Raw genomic sequence first — 23,024 nt, 5'->3', positions numbered from 1 at the left:
GGCTTAGCGGCGGGTTGTGTACAGCCGCTGACGGATGGCCAGCAGCAGATCAGAAATAAACGAGGTCCGTGCCAGGCAGCCCGGCTCCCCGGCCAGCAGAATCTCCCGGTCGTGGACAATGCTTTTCAGCAGCTCCAGCTCGCGGGTAGTCAGTACCAGCCGGTACTCGCGGCTGTCCCAGTCCTGAAGGTGACGCATCCGGATCCGCTCCAGTTGAATCCGGACGTCCTGCGGATTGCGGTCAAACAATTTGAGCAGGCTGCGGTCGTGGTGATCCGCCTTGCAGCAGGCACGGATAATTTCGTCGAGCGATGCCTGAAGCAGGCACATATGGGCGGTGGTGATGGTGACGGCGTGATCGTTGCGGTCAAAGAGGACCGGCGTGGGCCGTACCGACTGGACTTTGCAGGGTTTGGTAAGCATGGGAATCGGTGAGATTAGTCGTCGCATCCGGAGCGGATGGTCAGGATGGTTTCAATGTCAAGCCGGATTTTTTCCAGGGTAGCGTAGTGAACGCCGTCATCGGTCAGCATCTTGCCGGCAGTGACCAGCGCATCGAGCTGGTGGTCAATCCGGCCGGCCATCACCAGCAGCGCATCGGTCGGGTGGCCCCACAGATCGTTAAACAGCCATTCGGTATAGATCCGGTCCAGTGGCCAGTGGGTAGCCGTGAGTGACGGGGTATCCATACACGTTACAACCGGATGTGCTGTGTGACGCTAACCGTTACATCTCCTTCATAAAAGCCGCTATAGGCTCCTTTGTGATGTCGGATCTGCATACCGAGGCCTAACTCCTGGGCGAGCCTGACAAGCTGATTGAACTCTCTGGCTGATTCGTTGTAGCGGGCTTTCGCTGCCTTCAGCTTCTCAATCAGTTGCACCACTTCCTGATCGGCCGGTTCGGCGGCCGGGGGAGCTATGACCGTTTCATCCGGTTCTGACTGGCCACGGGCCTGCATGGCCTCGTCGATGACGGCCTTTTCGTCTCTGCGGCGTTTGATGTCCTCTTCAGCCTGGCTGATCCGGACGGTTTCCTGATTCATATCTGTGTTTATTACGGGTGATGATTGTAATGCTTCTTCGTAGTGTTTCTGCCGGTTGATCCAGAACTGAATGCTTGCACCCAGATAGATTGACAGCAGACGGGCAATCCCCGGGGTAACAGGGATCTCTGCGTCGAGCAGTTTCTGGAAGTCGGTGTCAGACAGTTCCAGTTTTTTAGCCAGATAACCCGGCGTGATTTCCTTCTCCAGCATCACCGACTTGATGGTATTGCCGGGTTTGGATGACCAGTCCGGCAGGAAAGGCTCCTGATCCGCGATCTCAGTATTTACTGTCTGGCTCATGCTTCAGCGGTTTGCAGGTTTGCGTTCTTCTCAAACAGGGGTGCCGATTCCGGCAGCAGCCGGACAAACGTATCGCGCAGGGGAGCGGCCGCATGGTACAGGTTATAGCCTGCCACGCTGGCCGTGCGCAGCCAGTGGTCAAACAGATCAGCCTTTTTCAGCTCCAGCTGAATTTCATCCCGTACCAGCTGATCCGCGTTCTGGTATAAGGTCCACAGGGCATTCTTGCTGCCCTCAATGCGTTTTTTCTTTCTTCCTGCCATAGTTGTTATGCGTTTTTCTCTGTGGTGGGACTGTGCTACAGAATACCGAGCATATTCAGGATCTGGGCAACCGACCCGGCGATCATCAGCAGCAGGACGACCGACACTAAGATCATTGTCTGCCACATGCCATCCGTAAACCGGCGGTAGGTGGCGTGCTGCACCTTGCCGGTCAGATACAGGCTTTCCATGCGTGTAATCTGCTGTCTGCTGCTCCGGATAAATACACCGTAACAGACGGCTGCTCCGGTGGTCAGCACCAGCGTGCCGATGAATTTGAGTAGGGGTGCATCCATAATCAGTTCGAGGCTACTGTTATTTTATCGGCTGTAGCACGCAGAATCATCACGGCCTGCGGGCGCTGAATATTCATAATCCAGTGCGCCTCATTCCAGTCAGGCTCACAGGTGAAGGCAATCACAATCGCAGGTGTCTCCTTCAGGCCGACATGCTTCTTGATAATAGCCTCGATCTCCTTACACATTGGTTGCAGATCTTTCATAAAATCAGTTGGTTAGTTGCGGTTTATAGCCGGTAAATCAGATGATTGTCCCGGAGATTGGTTACTACCCGGCGGCTTCGTTCTTTCGTGCCGATACTTAAATTTTGTCTGACGCAGTGCGGGATCACCGCGCCAGACGATTCACCGAAACGAAATCAAACCAATGAAAACCATCGCTCCGGATGCGTTGAAAGAGGGCTATCTGGCTTATCTCAAAGCAGGTAATGACCCCTCAGGAACTGTTAATCAATATCTCAATACCCGTGATGACTGCTGTAGTCTGCCGTTCCCGGAAAAGACGAAGCTGGGCGATGGCCTGCTCCGTGATCTGGAAGCCGAAGGGCTGATTCTGCGCGACCGGTATATGGCCAGACTCACCGAAACCGGCCATAAAGCCGCTGAAAAAGGCTACCGGAAGTGGCGTAAACGTCAGACTTTCGGTAAGGTTGTTGAAGCCATAGAGAAACGGGGTGTTTTGTCGAACATAGCGATGGCGTGCCTTGCTACTGCTGTTGCGGCCATCGTCGGATATTATACTGTTTATCCGCCTGCCAAACCTGCCCCCGTTTCAAAGCCTGATTCTGTTATCCGAAGCGATACCGGAGGTAAAGCGCCAGAAGCTGCGTTGAAATCAGGATCAGGTAAATAAAGCCCAGGAGGTTAATGCGTCCCCATTGCCGGTCAATTCGTTTGTTCTGGGTCTCAAGGTCACGCTCTACCTTTTGCAGCCTTCTGATAAGTGCGTCCTGTTCCATTGCGTTTATCTCTGTTTTAGCACCCGTCTGCCGTTAAATCACACTGCCTGTTTTTCTTGCCGCTTAGCCCCTCAAACTTGCCACTCGTTCATTTAAATGGCGTGCCCGGGGCTGTTTAGCTTGTTTTTCATCTACTCAGTGTATTCTTTTGCATTAGGTAATTGCAATAATTACAATGCAATAGTACTAAATATTTGCTATGTACGTCAATTATTTAAGGCAAAATATTTTTTGTGTGCATTCATTTATTCATTAAACGCCTATAAGTCAATGAGTTTTGATTTTCAAGAAAAGATACTCGCGTTACTGGATGAGCAGGGGAAAACCAAGAAAAGCCTGTATGACTTCCTTGGTTTGTCGCGTCAGGGCTTTGATGCTATGCTGAAGAACAATACTATATCAGCAGTCAAGCTCGCCGAGATAGCAGAATTTTTTGCTGTAGATGTGTCTCATTTTTACGGCACGGCAAATAATTCAGTCAAGAAGAGCTCTCTGGATAAGGGTGCTTTTGGTCAGGATGTACTTGATGCTCTGCAAAAATATTTCGAAGAAGAGCTTCGGGCGAAGAATGCCCAGATCGCTGGCATGCAGCGCACGATCGACGCATTGGTGGGAAAGTATGACGACGTAACAGTGGACCGGCTCCTGACACCGAGATTTATCCCGAAAAACAACCGGCAGCGGGCTAATGCCCGGGGCAACATGCCCCGCTACGTGGCTGCAAAAAATTTTTAGGGTTTACGAGGTTACGAGCGCGGTTACGTCGGGAAACCATAAAGAATAGTACCTTTGTGGCACGGTCAGAACCAAGGATTTAAGTGCTTAGACAGGGACAGACGTTTGACACCCTCTCTCTCTGCAAAAGCTAAAGCGCTCATAATCGAAAAGATTTTGAGCGCTTTTTTGCATTTACACCCTGAATAGGCCAGATGATATATTTATTATATGTTTGTTTGTATGGGACGATTCATTATATCAACAAGAAAAAATGGAGATTATCAATTTAATCTACAAGCGAGAAATGGCCAAATTATTTTAGCAAGTGAAGGCTATACTACTAAATCTGCTTGTGAAAATGGCATCCAATCAGTGATTAAAAATGGAATTATTGAGGAGAGATTTGATAAACGAATTTCTTCAAATGGTAAATACTATTTTAACCTTAAAGCAGGAAATGGACAGGTTATTGGCTCAAGTGAAATGTATGAATCAAGTTTGGCTAGAGATAATGGTATCCAGGCCGTTATAAAAAATCTTCTTAACTCTAATATAATTGATGTTTCGAACGAACACCCCTCAAATTATCTGCCATCAGTAAAAGATATAGGATCAATTAATTTAGAATTTCAACAAGATCTGAAAATTAACAGAATACAGATAAATAAAATAGGACCTTTTAACGAATTAAATATTTTTTTTGAAACGCCCCCTAACAATAATAGTGCTTCAGTATATATATTTACTGGTCAAAATGGAACAGGCAAGACAACACTTTTGCAATTATTAAGTTGTTGTGTGCCGCACTATGATAAAATGCTACTTAAGAAGTTTTGGAGTAAGAATGTAAATACAAGTAATTTCTTAATTAATTTTAGTGATGCAATCAAAACGAAATATGATAGCCAATACTTTGAGCATCTACTTGAAAAAGGTAGCATAGCAGTAAAAGATAACAAATTGATTAGTACTTTACATCCACAGATTAAAAATTATCTTGAGACAAGTGATTATGGGTTACATAACGTCGCATTTTTTGCTTATTCAGGCTACAGGAAGTTGTCAGACTCTAATGTCGACAGTTTAGGTAGTATCAATAGTAGTCCATTTGAGAATGCATTGGATTTTGATAAGTCTACCAATGCTAAAACATTTGTCAATTGGCTTGCTAACTTGATGACAAAAATTGCTTTAGCCACTGTTAAAAGAAGTGATACTGATCGGGATAGAGCTAATGAATATAGGCTAGTTTTATCTTACATTGAAAAGTCAATCTCTGATATTACTGATCAGAAAATAGAGTTTGAACTGCTAGAAGACCCAATTAAGATAATAATTATACTTGATGGTATACAACTTGAATTTGATCAGCTACCTGATGGCCTAAAATCAATTATAAGTTGGGTTGGTGATTTAATTATGAGGTTAGATCGAATTAAATGGATAAAGAATAAACCTATAATTGAGCAACATTTTATATTATTTCTTGATGAAATTGAAGTGCACTTACACCCGGCATGGCAAAGAAAAATATTGCCTGTACTTCAAAATTTATTTATAAACGCTCAGATATTTGTATCTACACACTCTCCTTTTGTTGTAGGCTCTGTAGATGGAGCATGGGTATATAGGTTTGTAAAAAAAGATAATGAAAGTATACTGGATGGAATGCCAGTTCTTTCTGAAGATTCTTATAGCTATGATTATATATTGAGCGAAATTTTTGGTGTCAAAGAACGCTTTGGACTTGAAGTCGAGAAAAAATTAGACGAGTTTTTAGAAATTAAAAATAAAATTTTAAATAATTTAGATTATGACCATGATCGGCTAAAGATTCTTTTAGAAGATCTTCAAAATCAAAGTATAGAAGTGCAAAATATCATTGGGATGGAAATGAGGCAATTAAATAGATTAACAGATCAAAGATTTGTAGATTTATGAAAGCTTTTAGCAGGTTATCATGCCCGCCGTTCTTGCTTGATGTAAGTAGAAAATTTAAGCAAGAAAGATGGGTGCTATATGGAGATAAATATAAACAAAATAGAATTAAAAATGCTAGTTTCATTTTTAAGTGGCCAACTCTAAATAAAATCACAATTAATCATTATATTCTACCTCAGCTACGAGCACAGACGGATGATCATTGTTCTTATTGTGATGGTTATCCTTTAAGAAAAGGAGATGAATCAATAGATCATTTTCTCCCAAAATCAAACAGTGATTTTTATCATTTGGTTTGTAGTTGGGAAAATCTATATCTTGCTTGTTCTCATTGCCAAGAATCTAAAGTCGAGAAAGTTGACCTTTTAGTGTTGAGACCTGATACAGTTGATTATTCATTTCAAAAATATTTCACATACAATTATATTTCTCATGAAATAGATATAAACCTTAAAGCTACCTCTGAAGATCAAGAAAGAGCAAAGGCAACTCGCAAACTTTTTGACTTTAATCATCCTGCAATGATCATAAGTAGGCGGCATGCATTTGAAAGGTATTGTAATGCGGCAAATCCTATATTGGAAGATTACAACTTTAGGTTTATGTTTGAATGAAGTTACATGAGCTGTTTTTTGGATGAAGGTGATATCATTACGCTCTATCAGATAAATGATTATCACTGAGGGTCAATGTCTTGGCTTACTAAACAGTGCTATTCTCCTATATTTATCGTTATAAGAAAGATTGATAGAACTTATCAAACATAAGTTTCTGTAAAAATGATATAGCATCTAATCTTCCTGCTTCCCCCTGAAAATCAATCCCCTAAGGCCTGGCATAATAGCCGGAATTGCCCTTTTCTGAGTAGTCTTAAAGAAAGGAATTTTTAGACTATTCTGCTATGCCCTCAGCCGACAACCCTTTGCCGCCCGCAAGTCCCGTTTACCGTGATGGCGTCAGTAGCGTCTACCGGAATTATGTCCTCTTTATGCTGACGCTGGTCTACGTCTTTAACTTTATCGACCGGCAGTTGCTCGTTATTCTGCAGGAGGCTATCAAAAAAGAACTGCTCCTCTCTGACACTCAGCTTGGCATGCTGTCGGGGTTTACGTTTGCCCTGTTCTACGTGACACTGGGTATCCCGATTGCGCGCCTTGCCGACAAAACCAACCGCCGGAATACGGTAGCCGTGTCGCTGGGGCTCTGGAGCCTGATGACTGCCTGCTCCGGTCTGGTGCAGAACTTCGGCCAGCTGCTGCTGGCACGGATCGGCGTCGGTGTCGGGGAGGCGGGGGGGAGCCCGCCCGCGCACGCCATGATCTCGGATTATTTCCCGCCCGAAAAACGGGCTACGGCCCTGTCGATCTATTCAAGCGGTATTTCATTCGGTATTCTGACCGGCTTTCTGCTGGGTGGCTACCTGAATCAGCAGCTCGGCTGGCGAACGGCTTTTTTGGCGGCCGGCATGCCGGGACTTGTGTTTTCGCTGCTGTTTTTTCTGTCGGTCAGGGAGCCGCGCCGGGGGGCCACGGATGCCAGCCACGTAGCCGGCCCTGCACCGGCTCTGCGCGAGGTAGTGGCACGGCTATATGCGTCTGAATCCTTCGTGTATCTGGCCATGGCAACCGGCCTGCATGTCTTTTGCCTGTACGGTGTGCTAAACTGGGCACCCTCGTTTCTGGCCAGGACCCACAAGATGCCGGGGGCCGAAATTGGTGCGACACTGGGACTGATTTTCGGTATTGGCGGCGCGGTGGGCTCATTCGCCGGTGGGTTTCTGACGGATTATTTCGGGAAAACGGATAACCGGCTCTACCTCCGCATTCCGGCCTATGCCATCATCCTGTCAATTCCGTTCGCGGCGGGGGCGCTTTTTCTGCCACATACCGGGCTGGCAGTGCTTTGTCTGGGTGTAACGGCAACGTTGCAGAACATGTATCTGGGGCCTTCCATTGCCGTGTCTCATAGCCTTGTTCCGGCATCCATGCGGTCGCTGACGTCGGCGATCCTGTTTTTTGTGCTCAATTTTATTGGCCTTGGTTTCGGCCCATTGACGGTTGGGATCATCAGCGATCTGCTTACACCAACCCTGGGGGCAGCATCGTTGCGCTGGGCTATGTCCATCACCCTCCTGATCAGTATCGGGTCGACCGCCCTCTTTCTGATTGCCGCCCGGAAGCTGGCTACGGGGCCGGTAAAATAAGCAACGTCCCGACCATACGTATGGCCGGGACGTTTACTTATCTTCCTGTAAGCTCCGTAAAGGGCCAAACTAGCATGAATTGCCTTGACCTGATATCGGGAATTTACGAAAACATACACAATTGTTACTGGCAGGATTGACCTGTAACATTGACATTCTGTGTTATTAGATCTCCGGCAGGTCCGTATACGGTCAACGTATAGGTTCCCGGCTCTTTTACGCCCACAGCTGATACACTACGGCTACCAAAATCTCTGTAGACATAGGTATATACATAACCGTTAGGGCCCGTAAAAACAAATTTGGTACCGTTACCTGTTCCCGTTAAGACGGCTGTGCAAGCTGGTGTACTACCAAGCGGAACGCTTACTGTTAGCCCTGAAGCAGCAGGTGCGGCGCCCACTGCGCCAGCGCAAAAGTTATCCCAATAAATATCATAATTAACACCTGCACTTGTATTATGGCCTTGTAAAATGACTTGTCCTAATCTAATGGTGCCATCAGCTGAGAAGGCGGTTGATGTTGCTTGAAGGTTACCTGCACTGTACTGAACTTCACCTGAAGCTAATACTTCCATCCTAAGTTTTACCCAACTATTGTAGGTAAAGCCCGCGGGTAGTCCCATATCAATCCAGCCATTATTTCCACCAACCGGATTATAAGCGCGGAATCTTGCTGTGCCGCCCTCGCTGGTAAACTCGATGATTGGGTAAGCTGATATATCATCATCAGAATTAGTGTTTGTATTGTAGCCAACTCCCCACAAACCTGCCATCCGCCGGCCTGATGTTTGCCAATCACTTGGAATATAAAGCTCAATATCCATACTTGTTACGCCGCCAGGTAAAATCAGAGATCGCCCTTGCGTTTGAAAGTAACTATCCGCAGTAGCTTCTGAACTAGAAATAGACTGCTTTAACCGGTTATCACCGGCGAAGTTAACCGGGGACGTAAAGGCATTGGGAGCTTTTCGGTCTACTCCCCAAACACTCGTTGTGGGCGTTGCACCAATGCTTATGGCAGAGGAAAAATCAGCTGCAACACTGCACACAGTTGATTGAGCAGAAATTGTTTGTAGAGACCCTAAAAGCAGGGCGACTGACTGAGCTGAAAGGAGCTTTCTTAACGAGAAAGAAGTAAAAGTTATCATGTGTTGGGAAAGTTAGTATTGAGCTTGATAAATAGGTGAGTATTGAAATGTTCTTTTGGTTACAAATTAATATAATTTTTTTAATAAATTAACTATAAACAATATAATAAGTTAATTTTTTTATAAAAATAGTTTATATTATATATCAGGATAAATGCGGGGACAAACTGTTCTTAACTGATCGCATGGCCATGACAGGTGTTGGATAGGAGCATGACTATAGGCAAAATTAAAGACATCTCTGCTTATTTGCCTGTAAGCTCCGCAAACGGAATCACGCCGATGCGCTGTGCCCATTGGCTATACTTCGCTTCCAGCTGTCTGACGCGGCCGGGGTCTTTGGCCGCGAGGTCGGTCAGCTCCGACCGGTCGGTTTTCAGGTTGTACAGGTGCCACTGATTGTCCGGAAATTCGGAGACCAGTTTCCAGTCGCCCTGCCGGATGGCGCGGTTGCCTTCGTGCTCAAAATACAGGGCGTCGTGGCCTTGCCAGGGCTTCCCCCGGAAAAGCGAAACAAGGCTGATCCCTTCGGCCGGCAGGATAGATTTGCCCTTGTACGTCTGCGGATAGGTGGCACCGGCCAGCTCCACGCAGGTGGTCATGACATCAACAATGTGCCCGGGCCGGTGGTCGATCCGGCCGCCCTGCACCACAGACGGGCCGTAGGCGACAAACGGCGTCGCCGTGCCACCCTCAAACTCCCAGTGCTTGTATAACCGGAACGGCGTATTGCTCAGATTCGCGCCCCGCTTGCCATAGGCCGTAAACGACGACCGGTCGCTGGCCGGTTTTTGACTGTCCTCCAGAATAGATGGCAGAAAACCGGAACCGTCGATGTCTTCGTGGCTGGCCCCGTTGTCCGACAAAAAGAGAATGACCGTATTCTGGTCTTCGCCCAGTTCTTTTAACTTTTGCCGTACGCGCCCGATGTTCTGATCCATGCGGTCGATCATGGCGGCATAAACGGCCATCTTATCTTCCCAGTCTGCCTTTTCGGCGGCCGGCAGGGCTTCCCACGCCGGAATCGACGGGTCGCGGGGCGATAGTTGGGTATCTTTCGGCAGGATGCCCATGGCTTTCATTCGGGCAAACCGCTCTTCCCGCAGTTTGTCCCAACCTTTGCGGTAAGCCGTTTTATACTTCGCAATGTCTTCCGGCAGCGCATGCAGGGGCCAGTGCGGGGCGGTATAGGCCAGATACAGGAAAAACGGCTTGTCTTTCGGGTTCTGCTCAATGAACTCCAGCGCATGGTCGGTGTAGGCATTGGTAGCATAATAGTCTTTGCCTGGCTGGTATACCTTATCATCCTGAATGATGGACAATTTCTGATTCGGGCGGTACGGCTGATCGCCGAAGTAACTGCCCGCGCCGTCGATCAGGCCGAAATAGCGGTCGAAGCCGCGCTTGACGGGCCAGTGTTGGGGCCTGGTGCCGACGTGCCATTTACCGGCCATGTAGGTCTGGTACCCGCTTTGTTGCAAAACCTCGGCAATCGTGACACACTGGTCGTTCAGGTAGCCCTGATAAGCGGGTTGATTGCGGGCATTGACCATGTCGCCGACACCCGCCTGGTGCTGGAACAGACCGGTCAGCAGCGAGGCGCGGGTCGGGCAGCACCGGGAGGCGTTGTAGAACCCGGTCATCCGCAGGCCGTTTCGGGCCATGTTGTCGAGGTTCGGCGTTTTGATTTCAGACCCGAAACAACCGATGTCCGAGTACCCCATGTCGTCGGCCAGAATCAGGATAATATTCGGCTTTTTGGTAACCGGCGGCATCCGGAACGCCAGGGCGACGGCGGCGACCAGAAACATGATGAACAGGTTCAGCTTCATTGTGTATTGAGCTCAGCGTAAGTATACTGAACCATCATTCAATAAAGCCGGGGGGGCGGATATTTACCCGTTACATCGTTACGCTCTGCCGCAATTACCCCGTTTTCTGTCGTTTTTACCCCTGTCAACTGTCACGATTTCGGCGGATATTTGTCAAAAACTAAACAACAATGCGAACACTGAAATTACAGGTACAGATGACCGTCGACGGGTTTATCGGCGGACCGAACGGCGAAATGGACTGGATGACCTTTGCCTGGGATCAGGAGGTGGTCGACTACGTGACCAACCTGATTGCACCGGTCGATACCATTGTGCTGGGCCGAAAACTGGCAGATGGCTTTATTCCACACTGGGCGGGCATTGCGGCCGATCCGGAAAGCCCTGAGAAGTCTGCCGGTGAATTTTTTACCAACACGCCTAAAGTCGTCTTCTCGCAAACGCCCCCTTCGCCGGACTGGGCGAATACGGTGGTCGCCACCGGTGATCTGACAGACGAGATCACGGCCCTGAAGCAGCAGGACGGCGGTGATATCATTGCCTATGGCGGGTCATCGTTTGTCGCGTCGCTGATCAAGGCAGGGCTGATTGATGCGTTTCATCTGTTCGTAAATCCCGTGGCCATCGGGCAGGGGTTGCCGATTTTCAACCTGCTTGACAGTAAACAACCCCTGACGCTGGTGAAGGCCACGCCGTTTGCGTGCGGCATTGTGGTACTGCATTATAAAAAATAAGCAATACCGTATCCGGATAAACAAAGCGGTCTGCGCCATCAACCGGCGCAGACCGCTTTGCAAAAATTACCGGGCAATTTTAAACCTGAATTTACCCTCAATTTCGGCAACTCCGTCAAACATAGGGTCGGTACCGCCGCTATACTCGATAATTCCTGCCTTCTTTAGGTAGAACGTTCCATACACTTTATCCCCGACACTGCCTCCGTTATAGAGAATCGTCAGATTACCGGGGCTTGGGTGGAGCGCTTTGTTCTGTTCATAATAGAAGGTGTAAAGCGGCTGGCCCTTTGGGTTAGTACTCAGCGTGATCATCGGAATCTGAAGCTCATTAGAACTATTTTCGAGTTGCCACGGCAAGATATAGGACGTGTTAAACCTGTTTTTAAGGTTGCCGGGCCAGTTCAGCGAAACCGTTGCCGATAATCCCTGCATGGTTACTCCCGTCTGAACCATGTGAAAATAACCGGTACCATGCTGAATCCGGCTCAACCCCAGGGGCGAAGTGGTGTAAATCCAAGGACCTTTGTTGATGCGGAAAATGAGTCCTTCCGGCATGATGAATATTCTTGCTTTAAGGGTAATCGTTTTCTCGCCGGATTTCAGGCGCAGACTCACGATGGCCGGATTTACGTCCGGAACCCGGTCCGGAGCCGTGTAGGTGATTCGGGTCCCCAAATTTTTCGACAACTTACCTTCGCCTTGTATTGACCACTGATCAACGTATTTGCTGTCGATTTGATCCATTCCTTTTAATAACACCTCTTTGTCATTTTCACTGATATCGGCATAGGCGTTGATATCGACGGATTGGCTGGGGTCAATAGCTGCCTGAGCCGGATCGATATAGGCCGTTTGCAGCATTGCCCAGTCGCTGAAGTGGGTTGTCTGCACCTTGATCGTGTGTGCGGTTGTGTCGAGGCTGTTATGGGCGGTTGCCATCCAGGTGCGGTCATTGGTCTGATAAGCAATACGCAGCAGTTCCGGGGCCGAGCCGTCGGTCTCAGCATCCTGATACCGGAAGCTGATGGTGGCCGGCTTCGCAAAGGTTAGTCCGTGCGGAAGTAGCCGGAAAGCAGCTCCCGTACCGCCGGGGCAGTTGTTTTTATCGAGTTCTTGTACCGAAACCGCCTGATTGGTCGTCAGGGCACCGGCCGGGATCGTGATCCGTACGGTCGAATCGGCAGAAAGGATCGTACCACCGGCCGGCCCGATGGTGGCGGTGGCCAGTTCGCCCGATGGTGTGCCTACATCCGTAACGGCGGGTGTATCGGGTGTTGTATTCGGGTCATCAGGGTTTAGTACATCGGTGGTTTTCTGACAGGAAAGGCTCGCGGCGGTTATCAGCGCGCCAAGGGTAAGCAGAGAAAACTTGTTCATCGGTCTGTTGTGTTGTTTACAGACCAAAATTGAGCACCTCTTACCGGATTGCCAGTCATCAACCCGTTGAACCGGTAAAATCTCCCTGTGAATCCGCAGACCTGATCTGTCAAACTGATCCGGATAAATAGTAAAAGCCCTGTACGGGTTTCAGACCGGTACAGGGCTCAGGTAGTAACGGGCTATACTTATTCTGCGTTGTAGGCGACTTTGATTGGCTGATCAAACGTGATGGTTCGCTGTGTTTGTTGCGGAACCGGGGCCGGTGTTTTCACCGTAACTGATTTTTCGTACGTGCCCGACTGGGTCACAATGCGTAACGTATACACGCCGTCATTTACGTCGCTCAGGTTGAACAACTGGGAAATTTGCTGCTTTTTCTTCGATAGCATACCGATGTACAGGCGCTGCTTGCTGTCGTTAACCAGCTCAATACGGGCATTTTTTTCTGTTTCAGGCTTGTCGATAATCAGCCAGAATGTCAGGGGTTCCCGCGCGGGAAAGACCGCCATCTGCACGTTTTCCGGAGCCGATTGTGCCCGGGCAATTAAGCCGAAACCAAACAGAAGTGCAAAAAGGAATGCCTTGGTTTTAGCGGTTTGCGTACTCATGAGTCATGTTGAGTTGTTGACAGCACAAAAGTACAAACCACTTACGATAGGCATTCAGCCCATAAATCAAGGTTTTATAAAGCCTTTGGCTGGCTCTTTAGCACCTGATTCATAGTTCCAATAAACAAGGGACGACAGCTGTTTAGGGGTACCATAGACAATTCGGTCTTTACCGGCAACCAAAGAATAGTTGGCTGCACTTGCTGATAAGGCCGGAATGAAGCCTTGTTTTAATAGATTATTTCGTGTTTTATCCAAATGTTACGCCTGCATGCCGGGCAATCAATAATACTCCAGCGTCGTGTTTGTGTTGTCGGTCCTGATCTGGGTCGGATAGGCCCCGGCGTTCAGCTTATAGGTTGCCGGAGGGGCGCTTTCCTGCAAATAAGGGCTCAGGAAGAAAGCAGATATGTAATGGCTGAGGCCTGTATAAGGGTTCTTTACAGCAGCATATTGATAGTTAAGAACCTGTACCGTTTGGCCGGCAGCAGCATTGGGCCGCGTCTCTTTAATAGCCGTGATGTTGTTATTACTGTCGTACGTTAGCTCCTGCGTTGAACTTAACTGCTTCGAGCCATCATAGATCTTTGCGGCGCTGAGCCGTTGCCGGTTGTCGTACACATAGTCGGTAACCGAACGTAGCTCCCACAAATTATTCTGCAACAGATAGGTTTTCCGGCTGCTGATTTTCCCCTCGCCGGTTGTTTCGATCTCATCGTAGGTATTCCAGCGTACGGGGCCGGAGCAAGTCGACGTACTGCGGTACATACAGTCGTTGGTAAATGTCTGCACATACCGCAGCCGGTTGTCGGCCGTGTAGCGGTATTGCGTGGCGGTCTGCACCTCGCCGTTCCGGTACATACGGAATTCTGCCAGCTGCCCGTTCGGGTGGTACCGCCATTCGCTGGATAGCTGTCCGGCGTTGTATTCTGTCTTTAAACGCCCCGATAAAGCCGCACCGCTCTGAACGGGTTCATAGCTGGTCGGCAGGTCGGCGAGGGTAGATACAGGATCAAAGTGTTTTGACGGCACTAATCCGGTCGTAGCCGGTTGCAGACTATCCTGGCCGGTACAGCCGGCTAAAAAAATAAGGAGCAGAAAAGGGAGGGTAGAGAGACGCATGGGTTGAGTTTTTTAAGAGGACCCAACACCACTGCAAGGGGTTGGAAATCAGGAACGCTTTTTTCGCAACCTGGCGACCCGCTCTACAGGGACACCTGCCATACCGGCTATTTTGTCATCACTAAAATCGGTTTCACGGATCAGGGCACGAATCATTAAGTCGAGGGCTTTCTTTTCCCCTTCAGCAAGGCCTTGCTGATGAGCGCGGGCTATGACAAATTCTTCAATTCCCATGGTTTGTGGCAGTTGATTCGTTAGTTGGTCTAGTCTTTCTTCAAAAATACGGTCTTTTATAGTATCTCCAAAACGTACGTACAGCTTCAGGAAATTCATCAACGCCCGAATTTTAGGTTTTGCATATTGCTTTCCCAGTAAATGTTTGGCCAGTGAGATTTTTTCCTCTAAAAGAGCATCTGTTTTGCGGCGTTTGTGGTGTATGGCTGTCCATGCTGTTAGAATAACCTGCGCAAACGGGTTGTTACTTTCTGCAAGCTTAACCGGATCCTGCTCCAGTACTTTATACGAATTGAAGGTATACTGTAATGTGGTACCCAGACACTGCTGTTTATATTGCGTCGGTTTAAACAGCTTGTTGCCATCCGTCAGAATGGCAAAGGCTGCAATCGGGTGGTTGTATTTGTCGTTGATGCGTGAATAGTAATGAAACATGCGGCTGGCAAAGGTTGGGTCTGAATTTCCCTGTACTTCAATGTGTATAAGTATCCATTGCTCCCCTCCGGTCTGTAGAAATACCCTGACTAATTTGTCCACATAACGAGGAGCCAAATCATCCGGGTTTGTAGGAAAGAGCTGTTCCAGTTCTTTATCCAGAAACTCAAAACCTTTATCCATCGCAAACAAACTGTCTGCTTCTGCTATAAAGAAGCGCAGGAAATCATCAAAGACATCCTCTAAAATTGCTTTCCACAAACTGTCATCCCGCTTCATGGGATAAAAGTATCATTTTTTTATTTGTTTGCGATAGGCGCCCGGCGACATACCGGTTTCCTTCTTGAATAGCCGCGAGAAGTAGGCCGGATCCTTAAAGTTCAGGAAATACGAGATTTCGGACAGGGAGTAAGTCGTATGAGTGAGGTACTTACGGGCTTCGTCGATGACAAAGCCGTGGATGACCTGCAAGGCTGATTTCCGGACCAGTGCCTGGCAGATACGATTCAGATGAACCGTGGTGATGTTTAGCCCGGCGGCATAGTCCTGTACGGACCTGACCTCATTGACCGACAGGCGGACGGCTTTCTGAAACGCCTGAAAATACGCCAGTGTCCGGTTGTCTGATTTGGGCAAAGGCATATCCAGTTCCAGACTCATCCGGTACAGACACAGCCAGAACTGCTGAAGTAAGAGTTGCAGACAGGTGTTTTTCTCGGCACGGTCATGGGTCAGCTCGTCACACAACTGCTCTTTCAGTTGATGCAGCGTTGATACCCCCGGATCGTCCGGCAGAAAGCGGAATAGTTTAAACCGGTTCAAGGCCAGTAAGATGTGTGGCAGGCTTTTAAACAACATGTCCAGCATCTGCTCACGGATGGTAAACACCTCCCCAACCATGTTGGCCGGAAAGGAAAAACCATGCAGGGTGTTGGCCGGAATCAGCACTACGCAGGGAGAAATCAGCTCAAGCCGGCGGCGTTCCGAAAACAAAACACCGCTTCCGGAACGGAACAGAAATACCTGCACCAGATCGGTATGCAGGTGCTCGTCAATGTCCCAGTCGTATAACCGGCTGCGAACCTCCAGCAGCTCATGATGAATAAACCCGTCTGCAAAAGGATGTTGCTGGTCACCGTAAAGGCCTTCAAAGTTTTTGAGTAGTTGCACCGGATGTTCGAAAAGGATAAAAACCGGCGTTAATTTCTTCGTAATGTTCGGTTTGTACAAGTTTAATTTTGGTTTATCCAGGATTTTTTATGACCGCGCTCATAGCTTTGCAGGTAAACATGCCTGTTAACCCGTACACCTGCCATGAGCCAGCTTGTATATAATGCATTCGACCGCGACGTACATCCGCCGTATCTTTCGCCCGACTATAAATCGACGGTCTTGCGGGCACCGTCTAAACCGTTGGTAGTAATCAAACACAGTTTGTCGGAACTGACGGGGCCGGTCTTCGGCGATATTCACCTCGGGGCACTCGATCACGATCTGACTAAAAATGCGAGAAAAAACGGCGAACCCCTGGGCGAACGCATTGTGGTACACGGGTATGTGTATGACGAAAACGGCCGGACCATTCCGAATACGCTGGTTGAAATCTGGCAGGCGAATGCGGCCGGCCGCTATGTCCATAAAGTTGATCAGCACGACGCCCCCCTGGACCCGAATTTTCTGGGCACAGGCCGCGTCATGACCGATGCCAATGGCTATTACAAGTTTTACACTATCAAGCCCGGGGCCTATCCGTGGGGGAATCACTACAATGCCTGGCGGCCGAATCACATCCATTTTTCCCTGTTCGGGCCTAACATCACTACCCGCCTGGTGACGCAGATGTACTTTCCGGGCGATCCGCTGCTGCAATACGATCCGATTTTTCTGGGCGTACCGCCCAAAGGACGTGACCTGCTGATTTCCGGCTTTGACTTGGGGATTACTGAGCCGGATTTTGCGCTTGGCTACCGGTTTGATTTTGTCCTGCGCGGCCAAAAGGCAACTCCGTTTGAGACTGTTTAACCTGAACCCGATCCGACAATGTTACAAACTCCCTCTCAAACGGTTGGCCCTTATTTTGCCTATGGCCTGACACCCGAACAATACCTGTATGATTTTAAAAGCCTCGTTGGCAATCAGCTGGTTAATCCGCTGGACGAGCCGGAGGCCATTACCATTTCCGGGCAGGTATACGACGGAAACGGCAACCTGATTCCGGACGCTATGATTGAAGTCTGGGATGCGTATAACCGGCGCTTTGGCCGCTTTGGTACGGGTACAGATGCGCAGAACCGGTTTGTGTTTCATACCGTAAAGCCTGGGTCGGTCGACGGGCAGGCTCCGCACCTGAGCGTGATCGTATTCATGCGCGGGCAGTTGATACACGCGTACACGCGGCTTTATTTTTCAGACGAAGCCGCCGCGAATGCTCAGGATACGGTCCTGAACCAGGTACCGGCCGAACGTCGTTCAACGTTGATAGCCCGGCAGACCGGCGGTGGCTATGTGTTTGATATTCACATGCAAGGGGAATACGAAACGGTCTTTTTTGACATTTGACAACGGGAAAAACCATCTTCCGCTAAACCGAAAACCATGAGCCTGTACACCAATCTGTTTTACAGCGAAGCCGCACAGCGTATCCTGAGCGATGAACAGCAGCTCAGCCGTATGCTGGCTTTTGAAGCGGCGTTGGCACAAGCCCAGAGCCGCGCCGGCCGTATACCGGACCCGGCCGCGCAGACGATTGCCGCAGCTTGTTCGGTGCAGGAACTGGATATTGACAGATTACGGCAGGAAACGGCCCTGGGCGGGAATGCGGCGATTCCGATGGTAAAACAACTGACCGGACTGGTGCGCCAGAGAGATGAAACGGCGGCGCATTTTGTCCACCTCGGCGCTACCAGTCAGGATGTGGTTGATACGGCGACGGTGCTCCAAATCCGCGATTATCTGCATTGGCTGCTGCCTCAGCTTGCCCGGATCGAACAGCTACTGACAGGCTTGACCCATACTCACCGCCAGACGGTTATGGTTGGACGGACACTGTTGCAACAGGCAAAACCGATCACCTTTGGTCTGAAAACGGCGTATTGGCTCGCCGCTGTCCGGAAGAGCCGGCAACAGATCGGGCAGGAGGGCAGGCGGATAGTGCAGGTGCAGGCAGGCGGGGCCGTCGGCAGTCGTAACGAACATATTACGGTGGAGGTTGTGGCCTTGCTGGCCGAAGTACTTGACCTGTCGGCGGCTACCCCCTGGCATACACAGCGGGAAGGGCTGGTAACGTTTGGTGCGTCACTGGGCTTGCTGACGGGAACGCTGGGCAAAATAGCCAAAGATGTGTCCTTGCTGATGCAGACCGAGGTGGCGGAAGTGCTGGAAGGGAAAGCCGCCGGAAAGGGCGGGTCGAGTACCATGCCCCACAAGCGTAACCCGGTCACGTCGGCGGCGATACTGGCCAACGCCACACGGGTACCCGGCCTGATCAGTACGCTCTATGCGACGATGCTCCAGGAACACGAACGGTCGGCAGGAGGATGGCATGCGGAATGGGAAACCCTGACCGACATCATGCAACTGACCGCCGGTGCCGTAGAAAAAGCCCTTGACCTTTTGACGCATCTCGAAGTAGATGCCAGCCGGATGCGGCAGAATCTGGAGCTGACCAACGGCCTGATTTATGCCGAAAACGTGTCGCTGGCACTGGCAGACAAGATCGGTAAAGCCGCTGCCCATGAGCTGGTTGAGCAGGCCTGCGCGGTGGCGGTGGCCGAAAAACGTCACCTGAAGGATGTTCTTACCGGTCTGTCTGTACCGGTTGCCGGGCTGGATACCTTATTCGCACCGGAACAATCGCTCGGGCAATCACTGGCTATTATTGATCAAATACTGGCAGAAGACGGGCAGTAACGCCGTGCCGGTACGGCTCCGGCGGAGTGCCGTTTACCTAATCAGACCATGAACCTCAACTATACGCTGCAAGGCACGCCCAATAGTCCGGTGCTGCTTTTGTCAAACTCACTCGGCTCTGAACAGATGATGTGGGACGAGCTGGTACCCCATTTATTGCCTTATTTTCAGGTGCTTCAGTACGATACACGCGGACACGGCAAGAGCCCCGTTACGCCCGGACCCTATACTATTGAACAGTTAGGGCAGGATGTGATTGCTTTGCTGGACTATCTGGGCATTCACCGGATTGATTACTGCGGTCTGTCGATGGGCGGACTCATCGGCCAATGGCTGGGAATACACCATCCCGAACGGCTGAGAAAGCTCGTACTCAGCAATACCGGTGCGAAAATCGGCAACGACGAACGATGGAACGGGCGTATCGCCACCATTACCGCACAAGGTATGCAGGCCATTGTTGACGATACGATGGAACGCTGGTTTACGGCGAATTTCCGCGAACACAATCCGGAGCGGGTAGCAGAGACGAGAGCGATGTTTCTGCGTAGTCCGGTGGCAGGTTACGCAGCCTGTTGTGCGGCCATCCGCGACGCCGATTTCCGGTCGGAGCTGTCCCGGATTCCGGTCGAAACGCTGGTCATTACCGGCGATGAAGATCCGGTAACCAACGTAGAGCAGGCGGAGTTTCTGGTCGCGAATATTCCGCATGCTCAGTTGAGGGTATTGCCGGCCCGTCATCTGGCGAGTACTGAGCTGCCGGCCCGCTATGCGGAGGTGCTGATTGATTTTCTGGTTGGCAGTACACCCTACGACCGCGGGATGCATGTCCGCCGGACGGTGCTGGGCGATGTACACGTCGACCGTGCCACTGCTCAAGCAACAGGCTTTACGGCTGATTTTCAGCGGTTCATTACCAATTACGCCTGGGGCGACATCTGGACCCGTCCCGGGCTTTCGAAACATACCCGTAGCCTGATTACCCTCTCGATGCTCATTGCCCTGAACCGGAAAGCGGAATTTCAGATGCATGTGCGGGCAGCCTTACACAACGGGGTTTCGGAAGATGAAATCAAAGAAGTGATCATGCACTCGGCCTTGTACTGCGGGTTGCCTGCGGCCAACGAGGCGTTTCATTCGGCCAGAGAAGTGCTTGATCAGGAGCGGATTAACCGATCAAACTAAAATGAAACACATACGGACACAGGTAGGGATTATCGGTGCCGGACCGGCCGGGCTGATGCTGGCCCACTGGCTGAAGCAGCACGGTATTGAGTCGGTTATTATCGAACACCGGAGCCGTGCGTATGTAGAAGCACGGGTGCGGGCCGGATTACTGGAACAAAATACGGTTGATATCCTGAAAGGCCTCGGGCTGGCCGGTCGCCTCGAACGGGAAGGGCACCTGCACCACGGTGTTTACCTGAGCTTCGACAGTGAGCGGGTACGGGTGCCGTTCGGCAAGCTGACCAACGGACGAAACATCACGATTTACGGGCAGCAGGAGGTCGTTAAAGACCTGACCGATGCCTGGCTGGCCGGGGGCGGGCAACTGTTGTTTGAGGCGCCGGCGTTGCAGATCGAAGGATTTGATTCACCAGCGCCGAAAATCCATTTTGAGCAGCAGGGCGAAAAAGGCGTGATCGACTGCGACTTTGTCGCGGCCTGCGACGGTTTCCACGGTATCGGCCGGAAAACACTGCCGAAACAGTTGTATACCGAATACTCGATCACTTACCCGTTCAGCTGGCTGGGTATTCTGGCCAATGTCGCGCCGTCGACCGACGAGCTGATTTATACCTATCATCAACGGGGGTTTGCCCTGCACAGCCTGCGTTCGTCAACTGTAAGCCGGTTGTACATTCAGGTGGATAACAACGATCACATTGACAACTGGTCTGACGATCAGATCTGGGACGAACTGTCGGTGCGGCTGGGTACGCCGGGATGGAGCCTGCAAACCGGCCCCATCTTCGAAAAAAGCATCACGCCGATGCGCAGTTACCTGATCGATACCATGCAGGCGGGGCGCTTGTTTCTGGCGGGGGATGCTGCCCACATTGTGCCGCCAACCGGTGGTAAAGGGCTTAATCTGGCCGCCGCCGACGTGAAGCACCTGGTCGACGGGCTGGTAGATTACTACAAAAACGGGTCAATGCGTAGCCTTGACCGATACACCGAAACGGCCCTGAAACGCATCTGGCGGGCGCAGGATTTCTCGAACTTCATGACCACGCTGTTCCATAAACAGGACGAACACGGATCGTTTCAGTATCAGCTTCAGCGGGCTAAGTTCCGGTATATCAGTCAGTCGGAGGCGTATGCTACCACCATTGCCGAGAACTATGTCGGCCTGCCGTTTGAGGCGTTTACTTAAACCACAAAGACCGTAAGACGTTAAGGGCACTAAGTTTTCTTTAATCTTCGTGCTGCTTCATTACTTAGCGCCTTCGTGGCCAAAACAATATGAAACAAGTACCTATAATTGACATAGAAACCGCCGCTGGCCTGGTCAACGAAGGCGATACGCTTCTTCAGGGCGGCTTTGGCATGACCGGCAACCCCGTTCACCTGATGCATGCCCTGGCTGAGCAGGGGACCAAAAACCTGACTTTTGTCGGCAACAATACCGGGGAAGCCGGTTTGGGAGGCGGCCGGCTGCTTCGGAACGGCCAGATCAGTAAGATGATCGGCTCCTTTTTTACCTCCAATCCCGACGCCGTAAAGGCCGCGCAGAGCGGGCAGGTAGCCTATGAACTGCTGCCGCAGGGTACGCTGGCAGAGGCCATCCGGGCGGGTGGGGCCGGTATCGGTGGTTTTTATACCCCGACTTCGGCCGGTACACCGCTGGCGCAGGGCCGCGAAACCAAAGTAATCGACGGCGTGGAGCAGGTGTTTGTGAAAGCCATCCGGGGCAACGTGGCGTTTATCCGGGCATGGCGCGCCGATACAGCCGGTAACCTGCAATACCGCATGACCGAAAATAATTTTAACAAGGCCATGGCGACGGCGGCCGATCTGGTAATTGCCGAAGTGGAAGAGATCGTGCCGGTAGGGGCCATTGCCCCTGAACACGTGCATACGCCCGGCTGTTTCGTGGACTATCTCGTACAGGCGACGCTGACCCTCGACGACCTGGGTTCGTCGGCGTCGGTGGCTTCGTCGAAAAAGGTCGACGAAGCGCGGATGCACATGGCCCGCCGCGCCCTGGCTGAGCTCAAAAAAGGCGATGTCGTCAATCTGGGTATCGGTATTCCAACGCTGGTCGCCGACCTGATTTCGGAAGAGCACGGTATTATTTTGCACACTGAAAACGGCATGTTGGGTGTCGGACCTGTACCGGCCGACGGCGGCGGGGCGATGGACTATCCGGTGAATGCCGGTAAAATTCCGGTTACGGCGCTGAAAGGCAGCAGTTATTTCGACAGCGCCGATTCGTTTGCTATGATCCGGGGCGGACATATCGACGTGGCAATCATGGGTGGCCTGGAGGTGGACGAGGCGGCGAACCTGGCTAACTGGGCGGTGCCGGGCAAACCGTTGTTAGGCGTTGGCGGGGCGATGGACCTCGCCAAAGGCGCAAAACGGCTCATCATCACAATGACCCACACGAACCCCGACGGCTCGTCCAAAATTGTGCCGTCGTGCACGCTGCCGCTGACGGCTACGGGTGTTGTGGATATGGTCATCACCGATCTGGCCGTGTTTGCCTATCCCGATGGGCAGCTCACCCTGATTGACCTCATGCCCGGCGCCACCCTCGACGAGGTTCGGGCGAAGACGGGAGCGGGCTTCATTGAGCGGTTGAGTGATTGAGTGATTTAGCGAGGGCTTTCGCCTGTTCAAAATCATTTACGAAACACTCAATCACTCATTCACACAAACACT

Annotated in this window: 26 protein-coding genes; 12 read left to right on the top strand and 14 right to left on the bottom strand. The window is 50.6% G+C overall.

Going from position 1 to position 23,024, the window contains the following annotated elements; genetic code table 11:
• Positions 1 to 3: 3 nt before the first annotated feature.
• Genes BLX24_RS07945 through BLX24_RS07920 form a run of 6 tightly spaced genes read right to left on the bottom strand, consistent with a single transcriptional unit; the run spans position 4 to position 2,113 of the window.
• Entirely contained in the window at positions 4 to 423 is a 420-nt protein-coding gene (locus BLX24_RS07945; protein WP_071502575.1) for a hypothetical protein, read from the bottom strand.
• 14 nt (positions 424 to 437) lie between these two features.
• Positions 438 to 689, bottom strand: a complete 252-nt coding sequence (locus BLX24_RS07940; RefSeq protein WP_071502574.1) for a hypothetical protein — start codon at positions 687 to 689, stop codon at positions 438 to 440.
• 5 nt (positions 690 to 694) lie between these two features.
• On the bottom strand, positions 695 to 1,348 hold the full coding sequence (locus BLX24_RS07935) for a helix-turn-helix transcriptional regulator (protein ID WP_071502573.1): 654 nt from the start codon (positions 1,346 to 1,348) through the stop codon (positions 695 to 697).
• Positions 1,345 to 1,611: a hypothetical protein gene (locus tag BLX24_RS07930; RefSeq protein WP_071502572.1), complete on the bottom strand. Its 267-nt coding sequence runs from the start codon at positions 1,609 to 1,611 to the stop codon at positions 1,345 to 1,347. Before BLX24_RS07930 ends, BLX24_RS07935 begins: the two co-directional genes overlap by 4 nt.
• 35 nt (positions 1,612 to 1,646) lie before the next feature.
• Positions 1,647 to 1,907: a hypothetical protein gene (locus BLX24_RS07925; protein ID WP_071502571.1), complete on the bottom strand. Its 261-nt coding sequence runs from the start codon at positions 1,905 to 1,907 to the stop codon at positions 1,647 to 1,649.
• Positions 1,908 to 1,909: 2 nt separating this feature from the next.
• The gene (locus tag BLX24_RS07920) at positions 1,910 to 2,113 is read right to left on the bottom strand and encodes a hypothetical protein (protein ID WP_071502570.1); all 204 of its coding nucleotides are present in this window, start codon (positions 2,111 to 2,113) and stop codon (positions 1,910 to 1,912) included.
• A gap of 163 nt (positions 2,114 to 2,276) precedes the next feature.
• Between BLX24_RS07920 and BLX24_RS07915 the strand changes: the two genes are divergently transcribed.
• From BLX24_RS07915 to BLX24_RS07900, 5 genes are all read left to right on the top strand, one after another.
• Positions 2,277 to 2,762, top strand: a complete 486-nt coding sequence (locus BLX24_RS07915) for a helix-turn-helix domain-containing protein (RefSeq protein ID WP_071502569.1) — start codon at positions 2,277 to 2,279, stop codon at positions 2,760 to 2,762.
• 376 nt (positions 2,763 to 3,138) lie between these two features.
• Positions 3,139 to 3,603: a hypothetical protein gene (locus BLX24_RS07910; RefSeq protein ID WP_071502568.1), complete on the top strand. Its 465-nt coding sequence runs from the start codon at positions 3,139 to 3,141 to the stop codon at positions 3,601 to 3,603.
• Between the two features lie 222 nt (positions 3,604 to 3,825).
• Positions 3,826 to 5,526 carry a DUF1508 domain-containing protein gene (locus tag BLX24_RS07905; protein WP_143092602.1) on the top strand — a complete coding sequence of 567 codons (1,701 nt, stop codon included), beginning with the start codon at positions 3,826 to 3,828 and terminating at the stop codon, positions 5,524 to 5,526.
• On the top strand, positions 5,523 to 6,140 hold the full coding sequence (locus tag BLX24_RS32080; RefSeq protein WP_143092601.1) for an HNH endonuclease: 618 nt from the start codon (positions 5,523 to 5,525) through the stop codon (positions 6,138 to 6,140). The genes BLX24_RS07905 and BLX24_RS32080 overlap by 4 nt, the downstream gene beginning before the upstream one ends.
• 287 nt (positions 6,141 to 6,427) lie before the next feature.
• Positions 6,428 to 7,729 (top strand): spinster family MFS transporter, encoded by a 1,302-nt coding sequence (locus BLX24_RS07900; protein WP_083421855.1) that lies wholly within the window; start codon positions 6,428 to 6,430, stop codon positions 7,727 to 7,729.
• A gap of 124 nt (positions 7,730 to 7,853) precedes the next feature.
• On the opposite strand, the gene BLX24_RS32075 is transcribed toward BLX24_RS07900, so the two are convergent.
• Together BLX24_RS32075 and BLX24_RS07890 are read right to left on the bottom strand one after the other, a co-directional pair.
• Positions 7,854 to 8,879: a hypothetical protein gene (locus BLX24_RS32075; protein WP_143092600.1), complete on the bottom strand. Its 1,026-nt coding sequence runs from the start codon at positions 8,877 to 8,879 to the stop codon at positions 7,854 to 7,856.
• Positions 8,880 to 9,124: 245 nt separating this feature from the next.
• Positions 9,125 to 10,711: an arylsulfatase gene (locus BLX24_RS07890; protein WP_071502565.1), complete on the bottom strand. Its 1,587-nt coding sequence runs from the start codon at positions 10,709 to 10,711 to the stop codon at positions 9,125 to 9,127.
• Positions 10,712 to 10,881: 170 nt separating this feature from the next.
• Here BLX24_RS07890 and BLX24_RS07885 point away from each other — a divergent pair, with 170 nt between their 5' ends.
• Entirely contained in the window at positions 10,882 to 11,445 is a 564-nt protein-coding gene (locus BLX24_RS07885; protein ID WP_071502564.1) for a dihydrofolate reductase family protein, read from the top strand.
• Between the two features lie 66 nt (positions 11,446 to 11,511).
• On the opposite strand, the gene BLX24_RS07880 is transcribed toward BLX24_RS07885, so the two are convergent.
• From BLX24_RS07880 to BLX24_RS07855, 6 genes are all read right to left on the bottom strand, one after another.
• Positions 11,512 to 12,825 (bottom strand): hypothetical protein, encoded by a 1,314-nt coding sequence (locus tag BLX24_RS07880; protein WP_071502563.1) that lies wholly within the window; start codon positions 12,823 to 12,825, stop codon positions 11,512 to 11,514.
• Positions 12,826 to 13,013: 188 nt separating this feature from the next.
• Positions 13,014 to 13,436, bottom strand: a complete 423-nt coding sequence (locus tag BLX24_RS07875) for a hypothetical protein (RefSeq protein ID WP_071502562.1) — start codon at positions 13,434 to 13,436, stop codon at positions 13,014 to 13,016.
• A 66-nt stretch (positions 13,437 to 13,502) separates the two neighbouring features.
• Entirely contained in the window at positions 13,503 to 13,694 is a 192-nt protein-coding gene (locus BLX24_RS07870) for a hypothetical protein (protein WP_071502561.1), read from the bottom strand.
• Positions 13,695 to 13,718: 24 nt separating this feature from the next.
• Positions 13,719 to 14,558, bottom strand: coding sequence for a toxin-antitoxin system YwqK family antitoxin (locus tag BLX24_RS07865; RefSeq protein ID WP_071502560.1), 840 nt, complete (start codon positions 14,556 to 14,558; stop codon positions 13,719 to 13,721).
• Positions 14,559 to 14,606: 48 nt separating this feature from the next.
• A complete protein-coding gene (locus BLX24_RS07860) occupies positions 14,607 to 15,506 on the bottom strand; it encodes an RpnC/YadD family protein (protein ID WP_071502559.1) in 900 nt (299 codons plus the stop codon).
• Positions 15,507 to 15,518: 12 nt separating this feature from the next.
• Entirely contained in the window at positions 15,519 to 16,457 is a 939-nt protein-coding gene (locus tag BLX24_RS07855; RefSeq protein WP_229201735.1) for a helix-turn-helix domain-containing protein, read from the bottom strand.
• An 84-nt stretch (positions 16,458 to 16,541) separates the two neighbouring features.
• On the opposite strand from BLX24_RS07855, the gene pcaH reads away from it, so the two are divergent.
• From pcaH to BLX24_RS31620, 6 genes are all read left to right on the top strand, one after another.
• The gene (pcaH, locus tag BLX24_RS07850) at positions 16,542 to 17,249 is read left to right on the top strand and encodes a protocatechuate 3,4-dioxygenase subunit beta (RefSeq protein WP_071502558.1); all 708 of its coding nucleotides are present in this window, start codon (positions 16,542 to 16,544) and stop codon (positions 17,247 to 17,249) included.
• Between the two features lie 18 nt (positions 17,250 to 17,267).
• Complete coding sequence (locus BLX24_RS07845; protein WP_071502557.1) at positions 17,268 to 17,786, top strand: peptidase associated/transthyretin-like domain-containing protein; 519 nt, start codon at positions 17,268 to 17,270, stop codon at positions 17,784 to 17,786.
• A 36-nt stretch (positions 17,787 to 17,822) separates the two neighbouring features.
• Positions 17,823 to 19,136, top strand: coding sequence for a 3-carboxy-cis,cis-muconate cycloisomerase (gene pcaB, locus BLX24_RS07840; protein ID WP_071502556.1), 1,314 nt, complete (start codon positions 17,823 to 17,825; stop codon positions 19,134 to 19,136).
• Between the two features lie 48 nt (positions 19,137 to 19,184).
• Positions 19,185 to 20,321: a bifunctional 3-oxoadipate enol-lactonase/4-carboxymuconolactone decarboxylase PcaDC gene (pcaDC, locus tag BLX24_RS07835; protein ID WP_071502555.1), complete on the top strand. Its 1,137-nt coding sequence runs from the start codon at positions 19,185 to 19,187 to the stop codon at positions 20,319 to 20,321.
• 1 nt (position 20,322) lies between these two features.
• Complete coding sequence (locus tag BLX24_RS07830) at positions 20,323 to 21,513, top strand: 4-hydroxybenzoate 3-monooxygenase (protein ID WP_177225798.1); 1,191 nt, start codon at positions 20,323 to 20,325, stop codon at positions 21,511 to 21,513.
• 89 nt (positions 21,514 to 21,602) lie between these two features.
• Positions 21,603 to 22,952, top strand: coding sequence for a 3-oxoacid CoA-transferase (locus BLX24_RS31620; protein ID WP_083421854.1), 1,350 nt, complete (start codon positions 21,603 to 21,605; stop codon positions 22,950 to 22,952).
• The last annotated feature ends 72 nt before the right edge of the window (positions 22,953 to 23,024 follow it).

Origin of the sequence: Arsenicibacter rosenii, assembly GCF_001870735.1 — a bacterium.
GTDB classification, from domain to species: domain Bacteria; phylum Bacteroidota; class Bacteroidia; order Cytophagales; family Spirosomataceae; genus Arsenicibacter; species Arsenicibacter rosenii.
This window is presented reverse-complemented; position numbering and strand designations above follow the sequence as displayed.